Source organism: Bacillus sp. VA13, from assembly GCF_055710085.1.
The window spans coordinates 112,475-131,980 of record NZ_JBVQPP010000004.1 but is presented as its reverse complement, the minus strand read 5'-3'; the positions used below and the strand labels follow the sequence as shown (position 1 = coordinate 131,980).

The following is a 19,506-nucleotide window of genomic DNA, read 5'->3' as shown; positions in this document are numbered from 1 at the left end:
TACTGACGGAGGTGTCTCGATTGAGGAACTTTATTACCGCTTTACCGATTGTATTGCTGCTTGGATTCTCATTTGTGTCATTCATGTTTCAGTTTGAACATCTTGTTTATTTCAGACTCGCGCTTGGGTTGTTCTCTCTCGTGGGGCTGTACATGATATATAAAATGAAGACGGGCGTCCGTTATTTTATCATCTATCTGTATGCCAGCTGGATTGTGCTTGCGGCAGTGACTGCTTTTGAAGAGCCAATCTTCTCGAGCTTTTTCTTTGGCGGCCTGGTGATGACAATGGGTTACCTGACATATATGCTGATTTATCTCGGCATGAAACAAGACCGGGATGCAAATCCTGTGTAAGCGCGCTGTTCCCTTGGGGGAACGGCGTGTTTTTCTATACCGGACAAAAGGTTAACAGTTGCGGAATAATGGCAGGAAATCTATAATACATATTAAATTTATCGGAATTAAAACTTGGGGGGCTGCCGGATGTCATTATTTATACAAAACGATCAACAGCGGCAATGGATGGAGAAAATCGGACGGATTGCGGATGAATTTCAGCAAACAGCAGCTGAAGATGACGAACAAGGACGTTTTCCTTTAGAAAAAATACAAAAACTGCGTGATGCTGGGTATACGGCATTAACTTTGCCGGCATCTCATGGAGGAGGAGGCATTTCTGTTTACGATATGCTCCTGTTTCAAGAACGGCTGGCACGGGGAGATGCTCCTGCAGCACTGAGCATCGGCTGGCATTTGAGCGTAATCGGAGAGCTTGGAGAAGGCAATAGCTGGGATAAAGACGTGTTTGCGTATATTGCAAAGGAAGTTCAAAACGGAGCCGTCATCAACAGGGCGGCGACAGAAGCGAAAACCGGAAGTCCGACAAGAGGAGGGCGTCCCGGTACAAACGCCGTCAAAAAGGATGGCAAATGGGCAGTAAACGGAAGAAAAACCTTTACGACGATGTCACAAGCACTGGATTATTTTTTAGTGACGGCATGGATTGAGGAAAAACAAACAACAGGCGTGTTTCTCGTTCATAAAGATGATCCCGGTTTGTCGATTGAAGAAACGTGGGATATGATCGCGATGCGGGCGACTGGAAGCCATGACCTTGTACTGAATGAGGTAACGCTTGATGAGGAGAAACTGGTGGAATTGCTTCAAGGACCTCGGGGAGCTAAGCCGAATGGCTGGCTGCTTCACATCCCGGCGATTTATCTTGGCATTGCTCAAGCGGCGCGAGACTATGCGGTGCAATTTGCATCTGAGTATTCTCCAAACAGTTTGAAGGGACCGATCAAGAATGTTCCGGCCGTACAGCAAAGAACAGGCGAAATGGAGCTTGAACTGCTCAATGCCAGACATTTTCTTTTCCATATCGCTCAATTATATGACGATCCGGAGCGCCGCCCTCACTTGAGAAGCGAGCTCGGTGCGGCGAAACATATCGTCACAAATGCTGCGCTGTCTATCGTCGATAAAGCGATGAGAATTGTCGGAGCCAAAAGCCTTGAACGAACCAACCCGCTTCAGCGCTATTACCGTGATGTGCGCGCCGGTCTCCATAACCCGCCGATGGATGACGCGGTGATCCAAAAGCTGGCTACGGAAGCGTTTGAGTCATGAAAAAAAGAGCCATCCCGGCTCTTTTTATGTATTGTTTTGCTCTTGCAGATTTTTTTGATGCTTGCGGTCGATCCTGTCATAAATGACATTCATCAGCTTTGGATTGCCCATAATCGCCTCTTTGTTTTCCTGGATCAGCTGTTGGTAAGTTTTTATTTTACGCTTCGGCATGCTCCGGTGCCCTCCTGACATGTTTGTATTCACTTTCTAACTCCGTTAGCGACAATTCATACAAATGACGCTTTGACTTTTTGTATATACCATTCTGTATTAACAGATGAATGAGCTGTTTTTTTCTGATTTCAGCAGACTGAGGTGTCATTATGTCACCAACCTCCAATCGAACGATATTGATAATCATTATCAATTAACCCCAGTATACAATGTCCACAATAGTCTGTAAAGGTGAAAACAGTCCTATTCTTTCGCAAATTGGCAAACATTCAACAGATCGACAAAAAGTTTCCCGGGCAATAATTTGCTGTCGAAATGTCCCTCTTATGAATGTTGCCGCTCTATTTTTTATGTTTTGAACCATACTATGTAATAGAATGGAGGCTGGTATTCATGGAGCTGACAGAAAATCTAAAAAAAGGAGAAAAAGGAGCGCTCCTCAATATTTTGGCATATGTCATCCTTGCTGTTGTGAAGCTTGTAATCGGGATTTTATATCATTCCGAAGCGCTGAGAGCAGACGGATTAAATAATGGAACAGATATTGTTGCGTCAGTAGCTGTGCTGATTGGATTGCGTATTTCCCAAAGGCCGGCTGACAGCGATCATCCATATGGCCATTATCGGGCTGAAACGATTTCGTCTCTTGTTGCGTCTTTTATTATGATGGTTGTCGGCATTGAAGTGTTAATCGGCGGAGGAAGAGCGATTGCGGGCGGAACAACGGAAACGCCAAGTCTTATCGCTGCATGGACGGCGTTAGGCAGTGCTGTGTTTATGTATGGCATCTATTTATATAACAAAAGGCTGGCAGCGTCCATTAAAAGCTCTGCCCTGATGGCAGCGGCAAAGGACAGCAGGTCAGACGCTTTTGTAAGTGCCGGAGCATTTATCGGTGTGATGTCATCCCAGCTGCAGCTGCCGTGGATCGATCCGGTAACGGCTTTTATCATCGGTATCATCATCTGCAAGACAGCATGGGACATCTTTAAAGACGCTTCACATTCTTTAACAGACGGTTTTCATTTAAAAGATCTTGAGCCTTACAAACAGACCGTCGGCAGGATCGAGAATGTACATCGTCTAAAAGATGTGAAAGCGAGGTATCTAGGAAGCACAGTTCATATCGAAATGGTCATTACGGTTGATCCGAAGCTTACAGTAGAAGAAGGTCATGGAGTGGCGGATGAAGTAGAAGACAAAATAAAACATGAACACGATGTGACTCATGTTCATGTTCATGTAGAGCCTGACGACATAAAATAAGGCTGTTTAACGAATTAGCTTATATGTTCAGATAAAAATTCAGTCACTTCTTCAGGCGTTTTGGCATTGGCGCTGTGAAGGTGAGCTGTTTTTTCACCGTTTTTGAAGATAAGTAAGCTAGGAATACCCATTACTTGGTATTTTTCAGCCAGTTCAGGAAGCTCGTCCTTATTCAGCTCATACCAATCGTTTTGATTGTACTCTTCCAAAATATCGCCGATGAATATATTCATGCGCGTGCAGTCTGGGCACCAATCAGCATAAAACTTTACGATAATTTCTTTATCAGATTGAATCAGTTCGTTAAATTGTTCGTTTGTCGTGATTTTTTTCATATGTCACATCTCCTTTTCAATGCCATTTTAATATAAAATAAAAAGGAATTACATACAAATGCATTCAACATCAGCATGCCCAAAAATAATTAGATCATTTTCTTGTGAAAGTGATAAGATAGTAAAGATGAATTGTAGTGGGGGGAGTATCCATTGAAAACAAGTCTAGGATTAGTGTACGGAGGAAAGTCGGCAGAACATAATGTTTCCCTGCAGACAGCTCTGGCTGTAATCAAAGCGCTAAATACTGAGAAGTTTGATATACATCCGATTTATATAACAGAAAAAGGCGAATGGGTAAAAGGCGCCCGTTTAACTGAGCCTGTTTCAAACGTGAAAATGCTTCAATTTGAGCAAGGAGGCAGTGCGTTTTCTCCAGCTGCCCTAAACCAGGAGATGTTTCCGCAGGAAGCGTCACAGCAAAATGAAGCCATCGACGTCGTATTCCCGCTCCTCCACGGACCGAACGGAGAAGACGGTACGATCCAAGGAATGCTCGAACTGTTGAATATTCCTTATGTCGGCAACGGTGTGCTTGCTTCCTCAGCTGGCATGGATAAAGTTGTCATGAAACATTTATTCGCGCAAGCCGGCCTTGCTCAGGCTAAATACGCTGCTTTCCTTAAGAAAGACTGGACTCGTTCTCCGGAAGAAAGCTGTGAGCAGGTCGAACAGGAATTAGGCTATCCTTGCTTCGTAAAACCGGCGAACCTTGGCTCAAGTGTCGGAATCAGCAAATGCCGAAACCGCGAAGAACTGCAAAAAGCGTTTGAGCTTGCATTCCAATACGACCGCAAAGTCGTCGTTGAAGAAGGAATTAACGGCCGCGAGATCGAGATCGGTGTTCTTGGAAATGACGATCCTAAATGCTCTGTTGTGGGAGAAATCGCACCGAAGACAGATTTCTACGATTACAAAGCGAAATATGAGGATGGAGATACTGATCTGATGATTCCGGCAATTGTGACCGATGAGGAATACGCAACAATCAGTGATATGGCGATCAAGGCGTTTAAAGCGATCGATGGTTCGGGACTCGTCAGAGCGGACTTTTTCCTGACAGCTGACGGCGAAGTTCTGATCAATGAAGTCAACACAATGCCTGGCTTTACACCTTTCAGCATGTTTCCGCTCCTCTGGAAAGAGGCTGGAGTGGAATACGCTGACCTGATTGAACAGCTTGTGGAGCTTGCAAAAGAACGCCATGCTGAAAAACAATTGATTAAGCATACATTTTAATAATAAACATGGACACTGCCGGTCAGAGGGCAGTGTCTTTTCCCGTATATACAAAAGAAAGAGAGGGACCTCACTTGATTAAACGAACAGTAAAGAACATTGCGGAGATGGTCAAAGGCACACTGACAAATCCGCAATATGAACAAACAGTCATTCATGGAGTGGCAACTGATACAAGAAAACTGGAACAACAGCAGCTTTTCATCCCGCTGAAAGGGGAACATTTCAACGGCCACACTTTTGTGCCGCAGGCTTTTGAAGCAGGTGTAGCGGCCGTTCTTTGGGATCGGTCAGAACCAAACCCGCCCGAGAATCAAGCCGTGATCTTAGTGGACGACACCCTTTCCGCTCTTCAGCAGCTTGCAAAAGCTTATTTGCAGGAGCTTGGCACCCGTGTCATCGGGGTAACTGGAAGCAATGGCAAAACGACAACGAAAGATATGATTCACGCCGTCCTGGGAACCCGATACCGTGTCCACAAAACAGGAGGAAACTTCAATAATCACATCGGTCTGCCGCTGACGGTTTTAGCCATGCCTGAAGATACGGAGATCGCTGTATTGGAGATGGGAATGAGCGCCAAAGGAGAAATTGATCTTCTGTCCCGCCTGGCAAACCCGGATGCTGCAGTCATTACGAATATCGGCGAATCCCACATGCAAGACCTTGGCTCAAGAGAAGGTATCGCGGAGGCGAAGCTTGAAATCATTAATGGGCTAAAAGAAGACGGGGTGCTGATTTATATCGGAGACGAACCGCTCCTTCAAAATGCATACAGCTGCCAGACGAAAACGTACGGTACGGGAGCGCATAATGATTATCAGCTTCAGGATGTCAGCCAGAGCGAGGAAGGAACCCATTTTACGATCAAAGGGATGGAAAAAACGTTTTTTATTCCGATACTTGGCAAGCATAATGTCATGAACGCCATGGCTGCGATTGCTGCTGGGGTTTATTTCGGCATCACGCCTGAGGATGCGGCAAAAGGACTGAGCGGTCTAAAGGTAACCGGCATGAGACTTGAACTCATCAAAACAGACAGCGGCATTTCGATAATCAATGACGCTTATAATGCCAGTCCGACTTCCATGAAGGCTGCGATTCAATTGACAGAAAGTCTTGAAGGCTACGGGAAAAAAATGCTCGTGCTCGGCGATATGCTTGAACTCGGCGATCTTGAAGAAACATTCCATAAAGAGTGCGGCGCTGTGATCAGCCCTGAGAAAATTGACCGCGTCTTTACGTACGGAAAACTGGGAGCTTTTATCGCGGAAGGCGCACTGAAACACTTTGAGAAAGAACGCGTCAGCCATTACACTGAGAAAAAAGATCTCCTCCAAGCTGTGAAGGAAAACGCGTCAAAAGGAGATTTAATTTTATTCAAAGCGTCCAGAGGTATGAAGCTTGAAGAAATCGTTAAAGATTTAATAGAGAGCCCGCGTTCGTAAAAAAATCTTGCGGAAAAACCGCATATTGCATCATAAAATAACATGATGTGCAAACACTAATGTATGCCGGACGGAAATTATGTATATCTGGCCGGCTGCGGCTATGATACAATATATATAGGTTATTTCGCGATACGAACATATTCGCCCGGACTTTTCATCCGCTGACCCGAAGTTCTCCGCCGGATACAGGGGAGCGGATGGAGAAGCAGCCGGCATATTCGAGAAGCCGATCTGCTTCTCATCTTATTGAAAAACAACTAGTGTAATGGTAAGATAAAACTTAAAGTAATTCGGGCTTTGTATACGGATGGATCCTGTCCTTTTTGTCTAAAGGGCAGTTTTATAAGTGGTAAATCACGACATTACTGAAACAGCAATTAGAAGGAGTTTGAATAATTTGACTATAACGTTTCAAGATTTTAATTTAAGTTCTGATCTCATGAAAGCAATTAATCGTATGGGATTTGAAGAAGCAACACCGATTCAGGCACAAACGATACCGCTCGGACTTTCAAATAAAGACGTCATTGGACAAGCGCAAACAGGTACAGGTAAAACAGCTGCGTTTGGTATACCCCTTGTTGAAAAAATTAACCCCGAGTCTCCTAATATTCAAGCAATCGTAATCGCGCCAACCCGTGAATTAGCCATTCAAGTATCTGAAGAATTATATAAAATCGGACAAGATAAACGTGCGAAGGTTCTTCCTATTTACGGCGGACAGGATATTGGACGGCAAATCCGGGCGTTAAAGAAGAATCCGAATATTATTGTCGGAACACCTGGACGTCTTCTTGACCACATCAACCGCCGCACAATTCGTTTAAACAATGTAAACACTGTTGTAATGGATGAAGCGGATGAAATGCTGAACATGGGATTCATTGACGACATTGAATCTATTCTTTCAAACGTGCCGAGCGAGCATCAGACACTTCTGTTCTCTGCTACAATGCCAGCGCCGATCAAACGCATTGCAGAGCGTTTTATGACTGAGCCGGAACACGTAAAAGTAAAAGCAAAAGAAATGACGGTTTCTAACATTCAGCAGTTCTATTTGGAAGTGCAAGAACGCAAAAAATTCGATACACTGACTCGCCTTCTTGACATTCAGTCTCCTGAGCTTGCGATCGTATTCGGACGTACAAAACGCCGTGTCGATGAGCTGGCTGAAGCCCTGAACCTTCGCGGATATGCGGCTGAAGGAATTCACGGTGACTTAACGCAGGCAAAACGTATGGTTGCGCTTCGTAAATTTAAAGAAGGTGCAATCGAAGTTCTTGTTGCAACTGATGTTGCCGCTCGCGGACTTGATATCTCAGGCGTCACACACGTGTACAACTTCGACGTGCCTCAAGATCCTGAAAGCTATGTTCACCGTATCGGAAGAACTGGCCGTGCAGGAAAAACAGGTATGGCGATGACGTTTATTACACCGCGTGAGAAAAGCATGCTTCGCGCAATTGAACAAACAACAAAACGCAAAATGGACCGCATGAAGGAGCCTACACTTGATGAAGCGTTAGAAGGCCAGCAGCAGGTTACTGTTGAACGTCTTCGCACGGCAATCAGTGAAAACAACCTAAACTTCTACATGACAGCGGCAGCTGAGCTGCTTGAAGATCATGATGCAGTAACAGTGGTTGCGGCTGCTATCAAAATGTCTACAAAAGAGCCGGACAACACACCAGTTCGCTTAACAGACGAAGCGCCGATGGTCAGCAAACGCTACAAGAACCAGCGCACTTCTAAACGCAGAGACGGACAAGGCGGCGGCTACCGCGGCGGAAAAGGGAAAAACAACAACCGTTCTTCCTATGACAAAAAGCGTTCAAACGATCGCCGTTCTTCAGGTGACAGACGCCAGAAAAAATCTTACTAATTCTATCGATTGAAAGCCCAAAACATGACGTTTTGGGCTTTTTTATGTTCGCGATTGGCTATTCAGCAAACTTTCAGCTGACGGATGCCATTTTTCTCTGTATGCTTAAGAATGAAACCTTTCTGTATAAGAGACGTATAAGTAACGACGAAAAATCGGGAGGTAGGTATTTTGAGAGACCAGCCAAAAAACCAAATCAGTCCAGACGGATTAAAGGTTTGGCGACTTCAAGAGATCATCATATCCGCTGTTTGCTTGCTTATCGTCATAGCAGTTGCGGTATTAAGCTATTATTTTCATTGGCCGTACTGGATCAGCGGCGGACTCGGCGCTGCTTGGCTGCTGGGTTCGGTTGTGACGGTCTTTATCATTCCAAAGATCCGTCATAAAGTGTGGCGCTATGAAGTCCATGAACATGAAATAGATATTCAGTCAGGTATTTTTGTGGTGACGCGTGTGATTGTCCCGATGGTCAGAGTTCAGCACGTCGATACGTCACAAGGGCCGTTATTGAAAAAGTACAACCTGGCAACCGTAAAAATTTCCACGGCCGCGACCGTTCACTCGATCCCCGCTTTGGCGATGGAGGAAGCGGATCGGCTGAGAGACTCCATTTCCCGTCTGGCAAGGGTGACTGACGATGATGTCTGAACCGAAACGCCTGCACCCGGCGGCAGTCATTTTGAATTTATGCCATACCATTATTCAAACGATAAAAAATATCATTCTGCCATTCTTTTTTGTGTATATCGTCAATTCAAACAATACTGTCCGTTTTTACGGAGCCATTGCGCTCGGTGTGCTGTTCATCTGGCTTATAGCCGCAAGCATCATCAAATGGAGAAGGTTTACCTATCGAATTGAAGATGATGAATTCAGAATCGAAGAAGGCTTGTTTGTCACGAAAAAGCGATACATATCGATCGATCGGATTCAAACGATGAATACGAGCGCGGGTGTGGTCCAGCAAATCTTTAAGCTTGTGAAGCTGCAAATTGAAACGGCAGGCGGAGGCAAGGAGGCGGAAGCTGTTCTTTCTGCTATTTCTGTTGAAGAAGCCGAACGCATCAAGGAAGCCGTCTTTAAGAAAAAAGCGCAAAGGCACGAAAGCGAACAAGAGGAAGAATGGCTTGAAGCTGAGCAGGAGTTCATTCCGGCCGTTGAGCCGCAAGAGCACTATCGGATGAACGTGAAAGAGTTGCTCATGGCCGCTTCTACATCTGGGGGAATCGGAGTGATTATCTCCGCTGTATTTGCGCTTTTTACCCAGCTTGACGAAGTGCTGCCGATGGATTGGTTCTTTGATAAATTTTCCTTCCTTCAGCACGCGAGCATCGGCATTTATGCGGTACTCATTTTTATTGGTTTATTTATCGCCTGGGTGTTCAGCATCGCCGGTATGATGTTTAAATACGCGAACTTTCAAATCATAAAAAAAGAGCAGGAATTGGTGATTTCAAGGGGAATTATTGAAAAACATCAAGTCACGATTCCGCTTCGAAAAATACAAGCCATTAAAATAAAAGAAAACATCATCCGCCAGCTTTTCGGCTTTGTGACGGTGTCCATCGTCAGCGCGGGCGGAGGCGACCGGGAAAAAGAAGAGGGCGCTTTGACCATTCTTTTTCCGATGATTCATAAAAAAAAGCTTCCGCACATGCTCCGGACATTTACGCCGGAATATACGCTGGAAGAAAACGTCCGCCGCCTGCCGCGGCGCGCGTTGAAACGATATCTGTTCCGTTCCGTCATTTTTTCACTCTTTTTGATTATCCCATTATGTATCTTTTTTCAGCCATGGGGCTATCTGTCGATCATCCTGCTGCCGATTGAATTGATCTTCGGCTACCTCGCATTTAAGGATACAGCATGGACGATTAACGAGGACCGTCTTCAGCTGACCTCAAGATTTATCGGCAGAACAACCGCGATTGTGTTGAATAGGCGAATGCAGGTTTGCAAGTTCAGCCAATCCTATTTTCAAAAGAAAGGCCGCCTGTATACCATTTCTACCTCGGTAAAATCATCAAGCCATATGGAAGAATTAACGGTGAGGGATGTAGGGGAAGAGGATGCAGACTTCATTTTAAATTGGTATTCATATGAAAAAGCGGACGGTTAATACCGCCGCTCTTTTTTTTGCACACATAAAAACGAGAGAAGAAACCCGCCGCAAAGTCCAAACAGATGGGCCATCATGTTAATATTGGAGTTGATAAACGACATGAGAACGGCAAATGCGAGCAGTGTGAGAATCATTTTGGAATGCTCTTGCCCGATCAGTTCTTTGCGAAAAAGAACCATAAACAGGTACACGCCGAACAGCCCGAAAATTGCGCCGGAAGCCCCAACATGCACGTAATCAAGCGGCTCTGTAACATATGTGCCGATATTGCCGATGATGCCGGAGCCAGCGTACACAAGAAGGAAACGCGCTTTTCCCAGCATGCGTTCCAAAGCCGGGGCAAATAAAAAGATGGACATGGAATTGAACAGCAGATGGGTAAAACCGGCGTGCAGCAAAACGGGAGTGATCAGCCGCCACCATTCACCGTTTGCGACGCCTAAATTATAGCCTGTGACCGCATCTCTCCATAACACGACTGAATGGACAGGAAGTGAAAAAAACAGCCAGAGAACAGCTTGCAAGGCCAATATAAAGGTGACAATGGGATAAAGCTTGATAAACGTTTGAAAATTTTCGGTCCGTATAAACATTCCGAGCCCCTTTTCTTCATTTTGGTATTTCTATAGTAACACGTTTATGAGACAAACCTTTCAAATAGTACGTACGCAAAGGAGGTTATCACACATGATTTACGGCATTGGACTAGACATCACCGAGCTTAAACGGATCGCTTCTATGGCCGGACGTCAAAAAAGATTTGCTGGACGGATTTTAACTCGAAGCGAGCTTGACCAATATCATGAGCTTTCAGAGAAAAGAAAAATCGAATTTCTCGCGGGCAGATTTGCGGCAAAAGAAGCATTCTCGAAAGCATATGGCACTGGTATAGGGAAGCAGCTCAGTTTTCAGGACATTGAAATTAAGAAAGACCAAAATGGCAAGCCTTATATCATTTGCGCGAAGCTGAGTCAGGCCGCCGTTCACGTATCGATCACTCATACAAAGGAATATGCAGCCGCGCAGGTTGTCATTGAAAGGTTGTCAAGCTAGTCTGCATATTAGGGAAACCCCGCTCATATATTTGATAGTGCATTAAGGGAGACAAGTTGTTTGAGGCTTTTATGGTACGCATCCGTTCTGCCTAACGTGTACCGAGCGTACCGTTAAAGTCAAACAAGCGATTTCTTCCTTTTACATCAATTGAGAAAAAGGGGTTGAAAAAGGTGAGAAAAAGCTTTGTTTTGCTTTTAACGGGACTGCTTGCTGTCCTTATTCTTTCTGCCTGCGGGCAAAAAACGCAGCAAGATATTGTGACCGGTTTAGATGAAAAGGCGAAAGAATACACCTCGTACAAAGCAAAAGCAAAAATGACCATCGAGACAGGGAGTGAGCCTCAAGTATACAATGTGGAAATCTGGCACAAAAAGCCGTCTCTGTACAGGGTTTATTTAGAAAATCCGAAAAAGGACCAAAATCAAGTCATTTTACGAAACGAAAACGGAGTATTTGTTCTCACGCCGTCTTTAAATAAGAGCTTCAGGTTTCAAAGCGACTGGCCGAACAACAGCAGCCAGGTCTACTTGTTTGAATCGCTCGTAAAGGATGTTCAAAACGATTCGGATGCCGTTTTTACTGCCAAAGAAAAGAAATACGTATTCGAAACAAAAACGAACTATCAGCATAACAAAATGCTGCCAACACAAGAAATCACGTTTAACAAAAAAGATATGAGCCCGTCATCTGTCAAAGTCATGGATACAGACCGAAAAGTCATGGTGAAAGTAGAATTCAGCAGCTTTGAATTTAATAAACAATTCGACAAAGAATCATTTGACGAAAAGAAAAATATGACTCTTTCCCAAATGGATGTCGCCACAAGCGCGAAGCCATCCGATACGTTCGCGGTCAAAACGCCGCTAGAACTGCCGCTGGGCGTAAAGCTGCTTGAAGAAAAAGATATTTCTACTGAAGACGGGAAGCGGATCATCATGACTTACGGAGGAGAAAAGTCATTTACCTTAATTCAGGAAAAAGCCCAGATTGCCAAAGCTTCTTCTTCAGTTACGATGAACGGCGAACCGGTAAATCTCGGCTACACGATCGGCGCCTTGTCGGATGCATCATTATCATGGACCTATGACGGTGTAGATTACCTTCTCTCCTCTAAAGATCTTTCTAAAGAGGAAATGGTGACAGTCGCGAAAAGCATGCAGGGACAATCATCTAAATAACCGCCGAAGGCCAAACATGATTTGGCCTTTTTTTCGTTAGGCATCGTTTCCCTTTGTCCTTTAATTTTAGTATGATATGTAAATGATATTGAATAAAAGCTAGGAAGTGTCATAATGAGCACAAAACCTTTTTACAGAGATACGTGGGCGGAAATCGACTTGTCCGCGATAAAAGAAAATGTCAGCAATATGAAAGAACATATCGGCGAACATGTCCATCTGATGGCAGTTGTAAAAGCGAACGCCTACGGGCATGGTGACGCAGAAACTGCGAAGGCGGCTCTTGACGCAGGTGCTTCATGCTTGGCTGTGGCCATTCTGGATGAAGCGATTTCGCTGCGCAAGAAGGGCTTGAAGGCACCTATATTGGTGCTCGGCGCGGTTCCTCCGGAGTATGCGGAAATCGCGGCTGAATATGACCTGACATTAACAGGTTATTCTGTTGAATGGCTTCAGGAAGCCGCCCGCCACATGAAAAAAGGTTCTCTTCATTTTCATTTGAAGGTCGATACGGGGATGAACAGGCTAGGTGTAAAAACAGAAGAAGAAGTACATCACGTGATGGCGATTCTTGACCGCAACCCCCGTTTAAAATGCAAAGGGGTATTTACCCATTTTGCGACAGCGGATGAAAAAGAAAGAGGCTATTTTTTAAAGCAGTTTGAGCGCTTTAAAGAACTGATTGCTCCGCTCCCGCTAAAGAAAATGATGGTGCACTGCGCGAATAGCGCCGCCGGCCTTCGCCTGAAAAAAGGCTTTTTTAACGCGGTCAGATTCGGCATCGGCATGTACGGCCTCCGTCCGTCAGTCGACATTACGGATGAAATACCGTTTGAGCTGCGCCCTGCATTCACCCTGCATTCGACGCTGTCTCATGTCAAATTGATCAGAAAAGGCGAGAGCGTCAGCTATGGAGCGGAATACACAGCGGAAAAAGACACATGGATCGGGACGGTGCCTGTCGGCTATGCGGACGGCTGGCTTCGAAAATTGAAAGGAACCGAAATTCTTGTGAAGGGAAAGCGGCTGAAAATAGCGGGCCGAATCTGCATGGACCAATTTATGGTGGAGCTGGATCAAGAATATCCGCCAGGCACAAAAGTCACATTAATAGGCCGGCAAGGGGATGAATACATTTCCATGGATGAGATTGCAGGCAGGCTCGAAACCATCAACTACGAGGTGTCTTGTACAATTAGTTCCCGTGTTCCCCGTATGTTTTTGGAAAATGGGAGTATAATGGAAGTAAGAAATCCTTTATTGCAGGAAAATACAAGCAAATAGCTCATCTCAATGGAGAATTCATAAAACAGCTTTGCTTGCAGAGTGAATAATGGTATCATTATCACTGGATGGATAAAAGAGTCGTATCCGTAAGTTTGGTGGAGGTGTATGTTTTTTGTCTGAATCCAGCGCAAGAACCGAAATGAAAATCAGCTTGCCCGAAAACCTAGTAGCTGAATTGGATGGTGTAGCGATGCGGGAGAAACGAAGCAGAAACGAACTGATATCACAAGCAGTGAGAGCGTATGTCAGCGAACGAACAACTCGTCACAACCGTGATTTGATGAGACGCGGCTATATGGAAATGGCGAAAATCAACCTGAATATTTCTTCTGAGGCTCACTTTGCGGAGTGCGAGGCTGAAACGACAGTTGAGCGCTTAGTCAGCGGAGGATAATCATTTGATTGTGAAACGCGGCGATGTTTATTTTGCTGATTTATCTCCTGTTGTTGGCTCAGAGCAAGGCGGGGTGCGCCCGGTTTTAGTGATCCAAAATGACATCGGAAATCGCTTCAGCCCAACTGCTATTGTTGCAGCCATAACAGCACAAATACAGAAAGCGAAATTACCAACCCACGTCGAAATCGATGCAAAACGCTACGGTTTTGAAAGAGATTCCGTTATTTTGCTGGAGCAAATTCGGACGATTGACAAGCAAAGGTTAACGGATAAGATTACTCATCTGGATGATGAAATGATGGATAAGGTTGATGAAGCCTTACAAATCAGTTTGGCACTCATTGATTTTTAGACATATGTGCAGGTTGCTCAAATAGAGCAACTTTTTTTGTTTTCAAAAAACATAAACGATATAATAGTGAAATAACGTAAAAAAATATGTTGTTTTTTATTGGGAGGTAAGCGAATTTGATGTCGAATCAGACTGTATACCAGTTCATTGCCGAGAATCAAAATGAACTGCTCCAACTGTGGACTGACACACTAAAAGAATTAAGCGAACAAGAATCATATCAGCTGACTGACCAAGTGTATGAAAATATATCTAAAGAGTATATCGACATTCTTCTCTCATCTGTTAAGGATGACAGCGCTGCTGAAAGCCAAATTAGCGAACTGGCGCTTAGAGCCGTCCAAATAGGGCTTTCTTTGAAGTTTTTGGCTACGGCGCTGGCTGAATTCTGGAAGCGTCTCTACACGAAAATGAACGATAAGAGATTGCCAGATCAAGAGAGTACGGAATTAATCTGGCAGATCGACCGCTTTTTCAGTCCGATTAATACAGAAATCTTTAACCAATACTCAATCTCATGGGAGAAAACAGTATCCCTGCAAAAAATCGCGCTGCAGGAGTTATCAGCTCCGCTCATCCCGGTGTTTGAAAACATTACCGTGATGCCGCTTGTCGGAACAATTGATACCGAACGTGCTAAACGAATTATGGAGAACTTGCTTAATGGTGTTGTTAAACACCGTTCCCAAGTCGTGCTGATTGATATTACCGGTGTACCTGTTGTCGATACGATGGTTGCCCATCACATTATTCAGGCGTCTGAAGCGGTAAGGCTTGTCGGAGCGAAATGCCTGCTTGCCGGAATCCGTCCGGAAATTGCTCAGACCATCGTTAACCTTGGGATTGATTTATCCCAAGTTATTACTAAGAATACCCTGCAAAAAGGAATTCAAACAGCATTGGAAATGACAGATCGAAAAATTGTTTCATTGGGGGAATAACATTTTGAGACATCCGAAAATCCCGATCTTGAAACTGTATAATTGCTTATTAGTGTCCATTCAATGGGAACTCGATGACCAAACTGCATTAACCTTTCAAGAAGACTTATTAAATAAAATATACGAAACAGGCGCTAATGGAGTTGTCATTGACCTGACATCTGTGGACATGATTGATTCCTTTATCGCTAAAGTGCTGGGCGACGTGATCACGATGTCTAAACTAATGGGCGCAAAAGTGGTTTTAACGGGAATTCAGCCTGCTGTGGCAGTTACGCTGATTGAACTCGGAATCGCACTTGAGGAAATTGAAACTGCGCTCGACTTAGAGCAGGGGCTTGAGACATTGAAGCGGGAATTGGGGGAATAGCGAATGAACGACCAATCCTGTGTAAAGATCATGACAGAATGGGATATTGTGGCCGCCAGACAACTGGGACGAAACGTTGCAAAAGAACTGGGTTTCGGCACGGTAGACCAGGCTAGAATTACAACGGCTATTTCAGAATTAGCCAGGAACATTTATTTATATGCCGGTAAAGGCCAGATTGGAATTGAACAGGTCTCTGACAGAGGAAAAAAGGGACTGAAAATCATAGCGGAAGACCAAGGACCGGGAATTCCTGATATCCGCAAGGTCATGGAAGACGGATTTTCAACGTCTGGCGGACTCGGGGCGGGACTTCCCGGCGTGAAAAGGCTGATGGATGAATTCAGTTTAAATTCCGTAGCGGGGGAAGGAACAGAGATACAAGCCATTAAATGGCTTCGGTAGGAGGTAAGAAAGTGGATTTTAGGGAGGTTATTGAGCAGCGGTATCATCAGCTGCTTAGTCGATATATAGCCGAATTAACAGAAACATCTTTATATCAAGCCCAAAAATTCAGCCGAAAAACAATCGAGCATCAAATTCCTCCGGAAGAAATCATCAGCATTCACCGAAAAGTGCTGAAGGAGCTGTATCCGAGTCTCCCGGAAGATGTTTTTCATTCGCTGGATTTTTTAATAGAAGTCATGATTGGATATGGAATGGCTTATCAGGAGCATCAAACCCTCAGGGGGATACAGCAGGAAATCAAATCAGAAATTGAAATCGCAGCAAATGTCCAGCAGACGCTGCTCGGAACAAAGATTCCGCAGGAAGAAGCGCTGGATATCGGCGCCATCAGTGTGCCCGCTAAACAGATGAGCGGTGATTACTACCACTTTGTCAAAGACAAGGAATCCATTAATATCGCAATCGCGGACGTGATCGGCAAAGGCATTCCGGCGGCTCTTTGTATGTCCATGATCAAATACGCGATGGACTCTTTGCCGGAAACGGGCATACACCCTTCTCAGGTGCTGAAAAATTTGAATCGGGTTGTTGAACAAAATGTGGATGCCAGTATGTTTATTACGATGCTTTATGCAAATTACAATATGGATAAGCATCAATTTACATATGCTTCAGCGGGACATGAACCGGGATTCTATTATTCTCAAAAAGACAACACGTTTTACGATTTAGAGGCCAAAGGACTCGTTCTCGGCATCTCACAGGATTATGACTACAAACAATTCGATCAGCATCTCGATAAGGGTGATATGATTGTTTTATTTTCTGACGGCGTCACAGAATGCAGAACGGAAAATGGTTTCTTGGAGCGCCCTGATCTGCAAAAGCTTATTGAAGAACATATGTGTTCCTCCGCGCAGGAAATGGTCAAAAATATTTATGACAGCCTCCTCAAATTGCAGGACTTTCAGCTTCATGATGATTTTACGTTAATTGTTTTGCGAAGAAAGGTTTAGCGTCAGCCAGCCGGGGGTATAAGACAATTAGTGATTTGAAGGAAAATTTGAGGTGATACGAATGAATATAAATGTTGATGTAAAGCAAAATGTGAATGATATACAAGTAAACATTGCGGGAGAAATTGATGTGTATTCAGCTCCGGTGCTCAGAGAGAAGCTCGTTCCTCTGGCAGAACAAGGCGCTGATTTAAGAATTTGTCTGAAAGATGTCAGTTACATGGATAGTACTGGGCTCGGTGTTTTTGTAGGCATCTTTAAAACAGTCAAAAAACAAGGCGGTTCGCTAAAACTTGAAAATCTTTCTGAGCGGCTGATCCGCCTGTTTGAGATTACAGGCTTAAAGGACATCATTGATATTTCTGCAAAGTCAGAAGGTGGAGTGCAATGAAGAATAACGCAGATTACATCGAAATGAAAGTGCCGGCCCAACCTGAATATGTAGGGATTATAAGGCTGACACTGTCAGGCGTCGCGAGCAGAATGGGTTATACGTACGATGAAATCGAAGATCTGAAAATCGCAGTCAGTGAAGCGTGTACAAATGCAGTTCAGCACGCTTACAAAGAAGATAAAAATGGGGAAGTGTCAATCCGATTCGGTGTGTTCGAAGACCGTTTAGAGGTCATTGTGGCGGATGAAGGAGACAGCTTTGATTTCGATCAAAAGCAGCAGGATCTAGGGCCGTACACACCTTCGCACACAGTTGATCAATTATCAGAAGGAGGGCTCGGTCTATATTTAATGGAAACGCTCATGGATGAAGTCAGAGTGCAAAACCACTCCGGCGTCACCGTAGCGATGACAAAGTATTTAAATGGGGAGCGAGTTGATCATGACACAACCATCAAAAACTACGAAACTAACTAAGGATGAAGTCGATCGGCTCATAAGCGATTACCAAACGAATCAAGATGAACAGGCGCAAGAAACGCTTGTGCAGGTGTATACAAATCTTGTTGATATGCTTGCGAAAAAATATTCAAAAGGCAAAAGCTTTCACGAGGATCTCCGTCAGGTCGGCATGATCGGGCTTCTCGGCGCGATTAAGCGATACGATCCCGTCGTCGGCAAATCGTTTGAAGCTTTTGCCATTCCGACAATCATCGGTGAAATTAAACGTTTCCTCAGAGATAAAACGTGGAGCGTTCATGTGCCAAGACGGATTAAAGAACTGGGTCCAAGAATCAAAATGGCGGTTGATCAGCTGACGACTGAAACACAAAGGTCACCGAAAGTAGAAGAGATTGCCGAATTCCTCGATGTTTCAGAAGAAGAGGTTCTTGAAACAATGGAAATGGGCAAAAGCTATCAAGCCTTATCCGTTGACCACAGCATTGAAGCGGATGCGGACGGAAGCACCGTCACGATTCTTGATATCGTCGGATCACAGGAGGACGGATATGAGCGGGTCAACCAGCAAATGATGCTGCAAAGCGTGCTTCACGTCCTTTCTGACCGTGAAAAACAAATCATAGACCTTACGTATATTCAAAACAAAAGCCAAAAAGAAACTGGGGACATTCTCGGTATATCTCAAATGCACGTCTCGCGTCTGCAGCGCAAAGCTGTGAAGAAGCTCAGAGAGGCCTTGATTGAAGATCCCTCGATGGAGTTAATGTAATGATCCAGGTTGAAGAAAACGAGCATATTCAAACTCTTGTATACCAACTGAATAAAGAAGGAAAATCGATTTGCGGCGACAGCTTTTTTATGAAAGCTGATGATAAGGAGTTAATTTGTGCGGTAGCTGACGGACTTGGAAGCGGATCGCTTGCCAACGAATCTTCTGCAGCCATCAAAGACTTAGTGGAAAACTATGCAAATGAAGATGTACAAAGCATTATCGAACGCTGTAATCAGGCGATGAAAAACAAAAGAGGCGCTACAGCATCTATCCTGAAAATCAATTTTGAACAAAGGCAGTTTACGTACTGCTCTGTCGGAAACGTACGTTTTATTCTGCATTCCCCGTCTGGTGAAAGCTTTTATCCTCTGCCGATTTCAGGCTATTTATCAGGCAAGCCGCAAAAATACAAAACGCACACAGCCACCTATGAAAAGGGTTCAAGGTTCATTATACATACAGATGGACTCAACGTGCCCGACATCCGCTCCCATTTGAAAAAAGGCCAATCGGTAGAAGAAATATCAAATTCGCTGAAAATGTATACGACATCGAGAAAAGATGATCTGACCTATATTCTTGGACAGCTGTCCTAAGAGATCAAAAAAAAGAAGCTGGACATCCGGCTTCTTTTTTTGCGCGATGTGTGTTTGAAAACAGCCAGAAATCTTCTTTTGAAAAATGAATAAAGACGTGCAGCACCAGCTGTCTTTTTTTATGTGTTTTTTTCGGTTTTTGATACACTAGAGAAAGAACGACAAAATTGGAGGC

General features: G+C 44.4%; 25 protein-coding genes. 21 read left to right on the top strand and 4 right to left on the bottom strand.

Annotated features, from left to right (window positions below):
• The first annotated feature begins 20 nt into the window (after positions 1-20).
• Together AC0C66_RS16045 and AC0C66_RS16040 are read left to right on the top strand one after the other, a co-directional pair.
• Entirely contained in the window at positions 21-356 is a 336-nt protein-coding gene (locus AC0C66_RS16045) for a hypothetical protein (protein ID WP_014112722.1), read from the top strand.
• A 129-nt stretch (positions 357-485) separates the two neighbouring features.
• Positions 486-1,631: an acyl-CoA dehydrogenase family protein gene (locus AC0C66_RS16040; RefSeq protein WP_242734749.1), complete on the top strand. Its 1,146-nt coding sequence runs from the start codon at positions 486-488 to the stop codon at positions 1,629-1,631.
• A 24-nt stretch (positions 1,632-1,655) separates the two neighbouring features.
• Here AC0C66_RS16040 and fbpB read toward each other — a convergent pair whose 3' ends face one another.
• Both fbpB and AC0C66_RS16030 read right to left on the bottom strand, forming a co-directional pair.
• Positions 1,656-1,835: a Fur-regulated basic protein FbpB gene (gene fbpB / locus AC0C66_RS16035; RefSeq protein ID WP_072181696.1), complete on the bottom strand. Its 180-nt coding sequence runs from the start codon at positions 1,833-1,835 to the stop codon at positions 1,656-1,658.
• Complete coding sequence (locus AC0C66_RS16030) at positions 1,789-1,953, bottom strand: Fur-regulated basic protein FbpA (protein WP_003225157.1); 165 nt, start codon at positions 1,951-1,953, stop codon at positions 1,789-1,791. Before AC0C66_RS16030 ends, fbpB begins: the two co-directional genes overlap by 47 nt.
• 245 nt (positions 1,954-2,198) lie before the next feature.
• Between AC0C66_RS16030 and AC0C66_RS16025 the strand changes: the two genes are divergently transcribed.
• The gene (locus AC0C66_RS16025; RefSeq protein WP_072181695.1) at positions 2,199-3,071 is read left to right on the top strand and encodes a cation diffusion facilitator family transporter; all 873 of its coding nucleotides are present in this window, start codon (positions 2,199-2,201) and stop codon (positions 3,069-3,071) included.
• Between the two features lie 14 nt (positions 3,072-3,085).
• Here the strand turns inward: AC0C66_RS16025 and AC0C66_RS16020 are convergent, their stop codons facing one another.
• Positions 3,086-3,406: a thioredoxin family protein gene (locus AC0C66_RS16020; RefSeq protein ID WP_072181694.1), complete on the bottom strand. Its 321-nt coding sequence runs from the start codon at positions 3,404-3,406 to the stop codon at positions 3,086-3,088.
• A gap of 153 nt (positions 3,407-3,559) precedes the next feature.
• Here AC0C66_RS16020 and AC0C66_RS16015 point away from each other — a divergent pair, with 153 nt between their 5' ends.
• The 5 genes from AC0C66_RS16015 to AC0C66_RS15995 all read left to right on the top strand — a co-directional run bounded on the left by AC0C66_RS16015 (position 3,560) and on the right by AC0C66_RS15995 (position 10,100).
• Positions 3,560-4,645 (top strand): D-alanine--D-alanine ligase, encoded by a 1,086-nt coding sequence (locus AC0C66_RS16015; protein ID WP_061186244.1) that lies wholly within the window; start codon positions 3,560-3,562, stop codon positions 4,643-4,645.
• A gap of 74 nt (positions 4,646-4,719) precedes the next feature.
• Positions 4,720-6,093 (top strand): UDP-N-acetylmuramoyl-tripeptide--D-alanyl-D-alanine ligase, encoded by a 1,374-nt coding sequence (locus AC0C66_RS16010; RefSeq protein WP_072181693.1) that lies wholly within the window; start codon positions 4,720-4,722, stop codon positions 6,091-6,093.
• A 400-nt stretch (positions 6,094-6,493) separates the two neighbouring features.
• Positions 6,494-7,978: a degradosome RNA helicase CshA gene (cshA, locus tag AC0C66_RS16005; RefSeq protein ID WP_014112727.1), complete on the top strand. Its 1,485-nt coding sequence runs from the start codon at positions 6,494-6,496 to the stop codon at positions 7,976-7,978.
• Between the two features lie 171 nt (positions 7,979-8,149).
• Positions 8,150-8,629, top strand: a complete 480-nt coding sequence (locus AC0C66_RS16000) for a PH domain-containing protein (protein ID WP_014112728.1) — start codon at positions 8,150-8,152, stop codon at positions 8,627-8,629.
• Positions 8,619-10,100 carry a PH domain-containing protein gene (locus AC0C66_RS15995; RefSeq protein WP_041520861.1) on the top strand — a complete coding sequence of 494 codons (1,482 nt, stop codon included), beginning with the start codon at positions 8,619-8,621 and terminating at the stop codon, positions 10,098-10,100. Before AC0C66_RS16000 ends, AC0C66_RS15995 begins: the two co-directional genes overlap by 11 nt.
• Here AC0C66_RS15995 and AC0C66_RS15990 read toward each other — a convergent pair.
• A complete protein-coding gene (locus AC0C66_RS15990; protein WP_472973627.1) occupies positions 10,097-10,696 on the bottom strand; it encodes a rhomboid family intramembrane serine protease in 600 nt (199 codons plus the stop codon). The two genes, AC0C66_RS15995 and AC0C66_RS15990, sit on opposite strands and share 4 nt — an antisense overlap.
• A 94-nt stretch (positions 10,697-10,790) precedes the next feature.
• Between AC0C66_RS15990 and acpS the strand changes: the two genes are divergently transcribed.
• The 13 genes from acpS (at position 10,791) to rsbX (ending at position 19,331) form a co-directional block, all read left to right on the top strand.
• Positions 10,791-11,156 (top strand): holo-ACP synthase, encoded by a 366-nt coding sequence (gene acpS / locus AC0C66_RS15985; protein WP_014112730.1) that lies wholly within the window; start codon positions 10,791-10,793, stop codon positions 11,154-11,156.
• A gap of 164 nt (positions 11,157-11,320) precedes the next feature.
• A complete protein-coding gene (locus tag AC0C66_RS15980; RefSeq protein ID WP_072181690.1) occupies positions 11,321-12,337 on the top strand; it encodes a LolA family protein in 1,017 nt (338 codons plus the stop codon).
• A 114-nt stretch (positions 12,338-12,451) separates the two neighbouring features.
• On the top strand, positions 12,452-13,621 hold the full coding sequence (gene alr, locus AC0C66_RS15975; protein WP_090557282.1) for an alanine racemase: 1,170 nt from the start codon (positions 12,452-12,454) through the stop codon (positions 13,619-13,621).
• A gap of 115 nt (positions 13,622-13,736) precedes the next feature.
• On the top strand, positions 13,737-14,018 hold the full coding sequence (gene endB, locus AC0C66_RS15970) for a type II toxin-antitoxin system antitoxin EndoAI (protein WP_003225183.1): 282 nt from the start codon (positions 13,737-13,739) through the stop codon (positions 14,016-14,018).
• A 4-nt stretch (positions 14,019-14,022) separates the two neighbouring features.
• On the top strand, positions 14,023-14,373 hold the full coding sequence (ndoA, locus tag AC0C66_RS15965) for a type II toxin-antitoxin system endoribonuclease NdoA (RefSeq protein ID WP_003156187.1): 351 nt from the start codon (positions 14,023-14,025) through the stop codon (positions 14,371-14,373).
• A gap of 116 nt (positions 14,374-14,489) precedes the next feature.
• Positions 14,490-15,314: an RsbT co-antagonist protein RsbRA gene (rsbRA, locus tag AC0C66_RS15960; protein ID WP_003240350.1), complete on the top strand. Its 825-nt coding sequence runs from the start codon at positions 14,490-14,492 to the stop codon at positions 15,312-15,314.
• 4 nt (positions 15,315-15,318) lie between these two features.
• Positions 15,319-15,684: an RsbT antagonist protein RsbS gene (gene rsbS / locus AC0C66_RS15955; protein ID WP_003225190.1), complete on the top strand. Its 366-nt coding sequence runs from the start codon at positions 15,319-15,321 to the stop codon at positions 15,682-15,684.
• A gap of 3 nt (positions 15,685-15,687) precedes the next feature.
• Positions 15,688-16,089 (top strand): serine/threonine-protein kinase RsbT, encoded by a 402-nt coding sequence (gene rsbT / locus AC0C66_RS15950; protein ID WP_014112733.1) that lies wholly within the window; start codon positions 15,688-15,690, stop codon positions 16,087-16,089.
• Between the two features lie 11 nt (positions 16,090-16,100).
• On the top strand, positions 16,101-17,108 hold the full coding sequence (rsbU, locus tag AC0C66_RS15945; RefSeq protein ID WP_003225194.1) for a phosphoserine phosphatase RsbU: 1,008 nt from the start codon (positions 16,101-16,103) through the stop codon (positions 17,106-17,108).
• 61 nt (positions 17,109-17,169) lie between these two features.
• Complete coding sequence (rsbV, locus tag AC0C66_RS15940) at positions 17,170-17,499, top strand: anti-sigma factor antagonist RsbV (RefSeq protein WP_003225196.1); 330 nt, start codon at positions 17,170-17,172, stop codon at positions 17,497-17,499.
• Positions 17,496-17,978 (top strand): anti-sigma B factor RsbW, encoded by a 483-nt coding sequence (rsbW, locus tag AC0C66_RS15935; protein ID WP_003234299.1) that lies wholly within the window; start codon positions 17,496-17,498, stop codon positions 17,976-17,978. Before rsbV ends, rsbW begins: the two co-directional genes overlap by 4 nt.
• Positions 17,944-18,732: an RNA polymerase sigma factor SigB gene (gene sigB, locus AC0C66_RS15930; RefSeq protein WP_003240361.1), complete on the top strand. Its 789-nt coding sequence runs from the start codon at positions 17,944-17,946 to the stop codon at positions 18,730-18,732. Before rsbW ends, sigB begins: the two co-directional genes overlap by 35 nt.
• Positions 18,732-19,331 (top strand): phosphoserine phosphatase RsbX, encoded by a 600-nt coding sequence (rsbX, locus tag AC0C66_RS15925; RefSeq protein WP_014112736.1) that lies wholly within the window; start codon positions 18,732-18,734, stop codon positions 19,329-19,331. The genes sigB and rsbX overlap by 1 nt, the downstream gene beginning before the upstream one ends.
• The last annotated feature ends 175 nt before the right edge of the window (positions 19,332-19,506 follow it).

Bases quoted from the DNA above. Each gene is read 5' to 3' on its own strand.
- AC0C66_RS16040 (WP_242734749.1), top strand. From the start codon at position 486: ATGTCATTATTTATACAAAACGATCAACAGCGGCAATGGATGGAGAAA.
- AC0C66_RS16030 (WP_003225157.1), bottom strand. From the start codon at position 1,953: ATGACACCTCAGTCTGCTGAAATCAGAAAAAAACAGCTCATTCATCTG.
- AC0C66_RS16025 (WP_072181695.1), top strand. From the start codon at position 2,199: ATGGAGCTGACAGAAAATCTAAAAAAAGGAGAAAAAGGAGCGCTCCTC.
- AC0C66_RS16020 (WP_072181694.1), bottom strand. From the start codon at position 3,406: ATGAAAAAAATCACGACAAACGAACAATTTAACGAACTGATTCAATCT.
- AC0C66_RS15995 (WP_041520861.1), top strand. From the start codon at position 8,619: ATGATGTCTGAACCGAAACGCCTGCACCCGGCGGCAGTCATTTTGAAT.
- AC0C66_RS15990 (WP_472973627.1), bottom strand. From the start codon at position 10,696: ATGTTTATACGGACCGAAAATTTTCAAACGTTTATCAAGCTTTATCCC.
- acpS (WP_014112730.1), top strand. From the start codon at position 10,791: ATGATTTACGGCATTGGACTAGACATCACCGAGCTTAAACGGATCGCT.
- alr (WP_090557282.1), top strand. From the start codon at position 12,452: ATGAGCACAAAACCTTTTTACAGAGATACGTGGGCGGAAATCGACTTG.
- rsbT (WP_014112733.1), top strand. From the start codon at position 15,688: ATGAACGACCAATCCTGTGTAAAGATCATGACAGAATGGGATATTGTG.
- rsbV (WP_003225196.1), top strand. From the start codon at position 17,170: ATGAATATAAATGTTGATGTAAAGCAAAATGTGAATGATATACAAGTA.
- rsbW (WP_003234299.1), top strand. From the start codon at position 17,496: ATGAAGAATAACGCAGATTACATCGAAATGAAAGTGCCGGCCCAACCT.
- sigB (WP_003240361.1), top strand. From the start codon at position 17,944: ATGACACAACCATCAAAAACTACGAAACTAACTAAGGATGAAGTCGAT.
- rsbX (WP_014112736.1), top strand. From the start codon at position 18,732: ATGATCCAGGTTGAAGAAAACGAGCATATTCAAACTCTTGTATACCAA.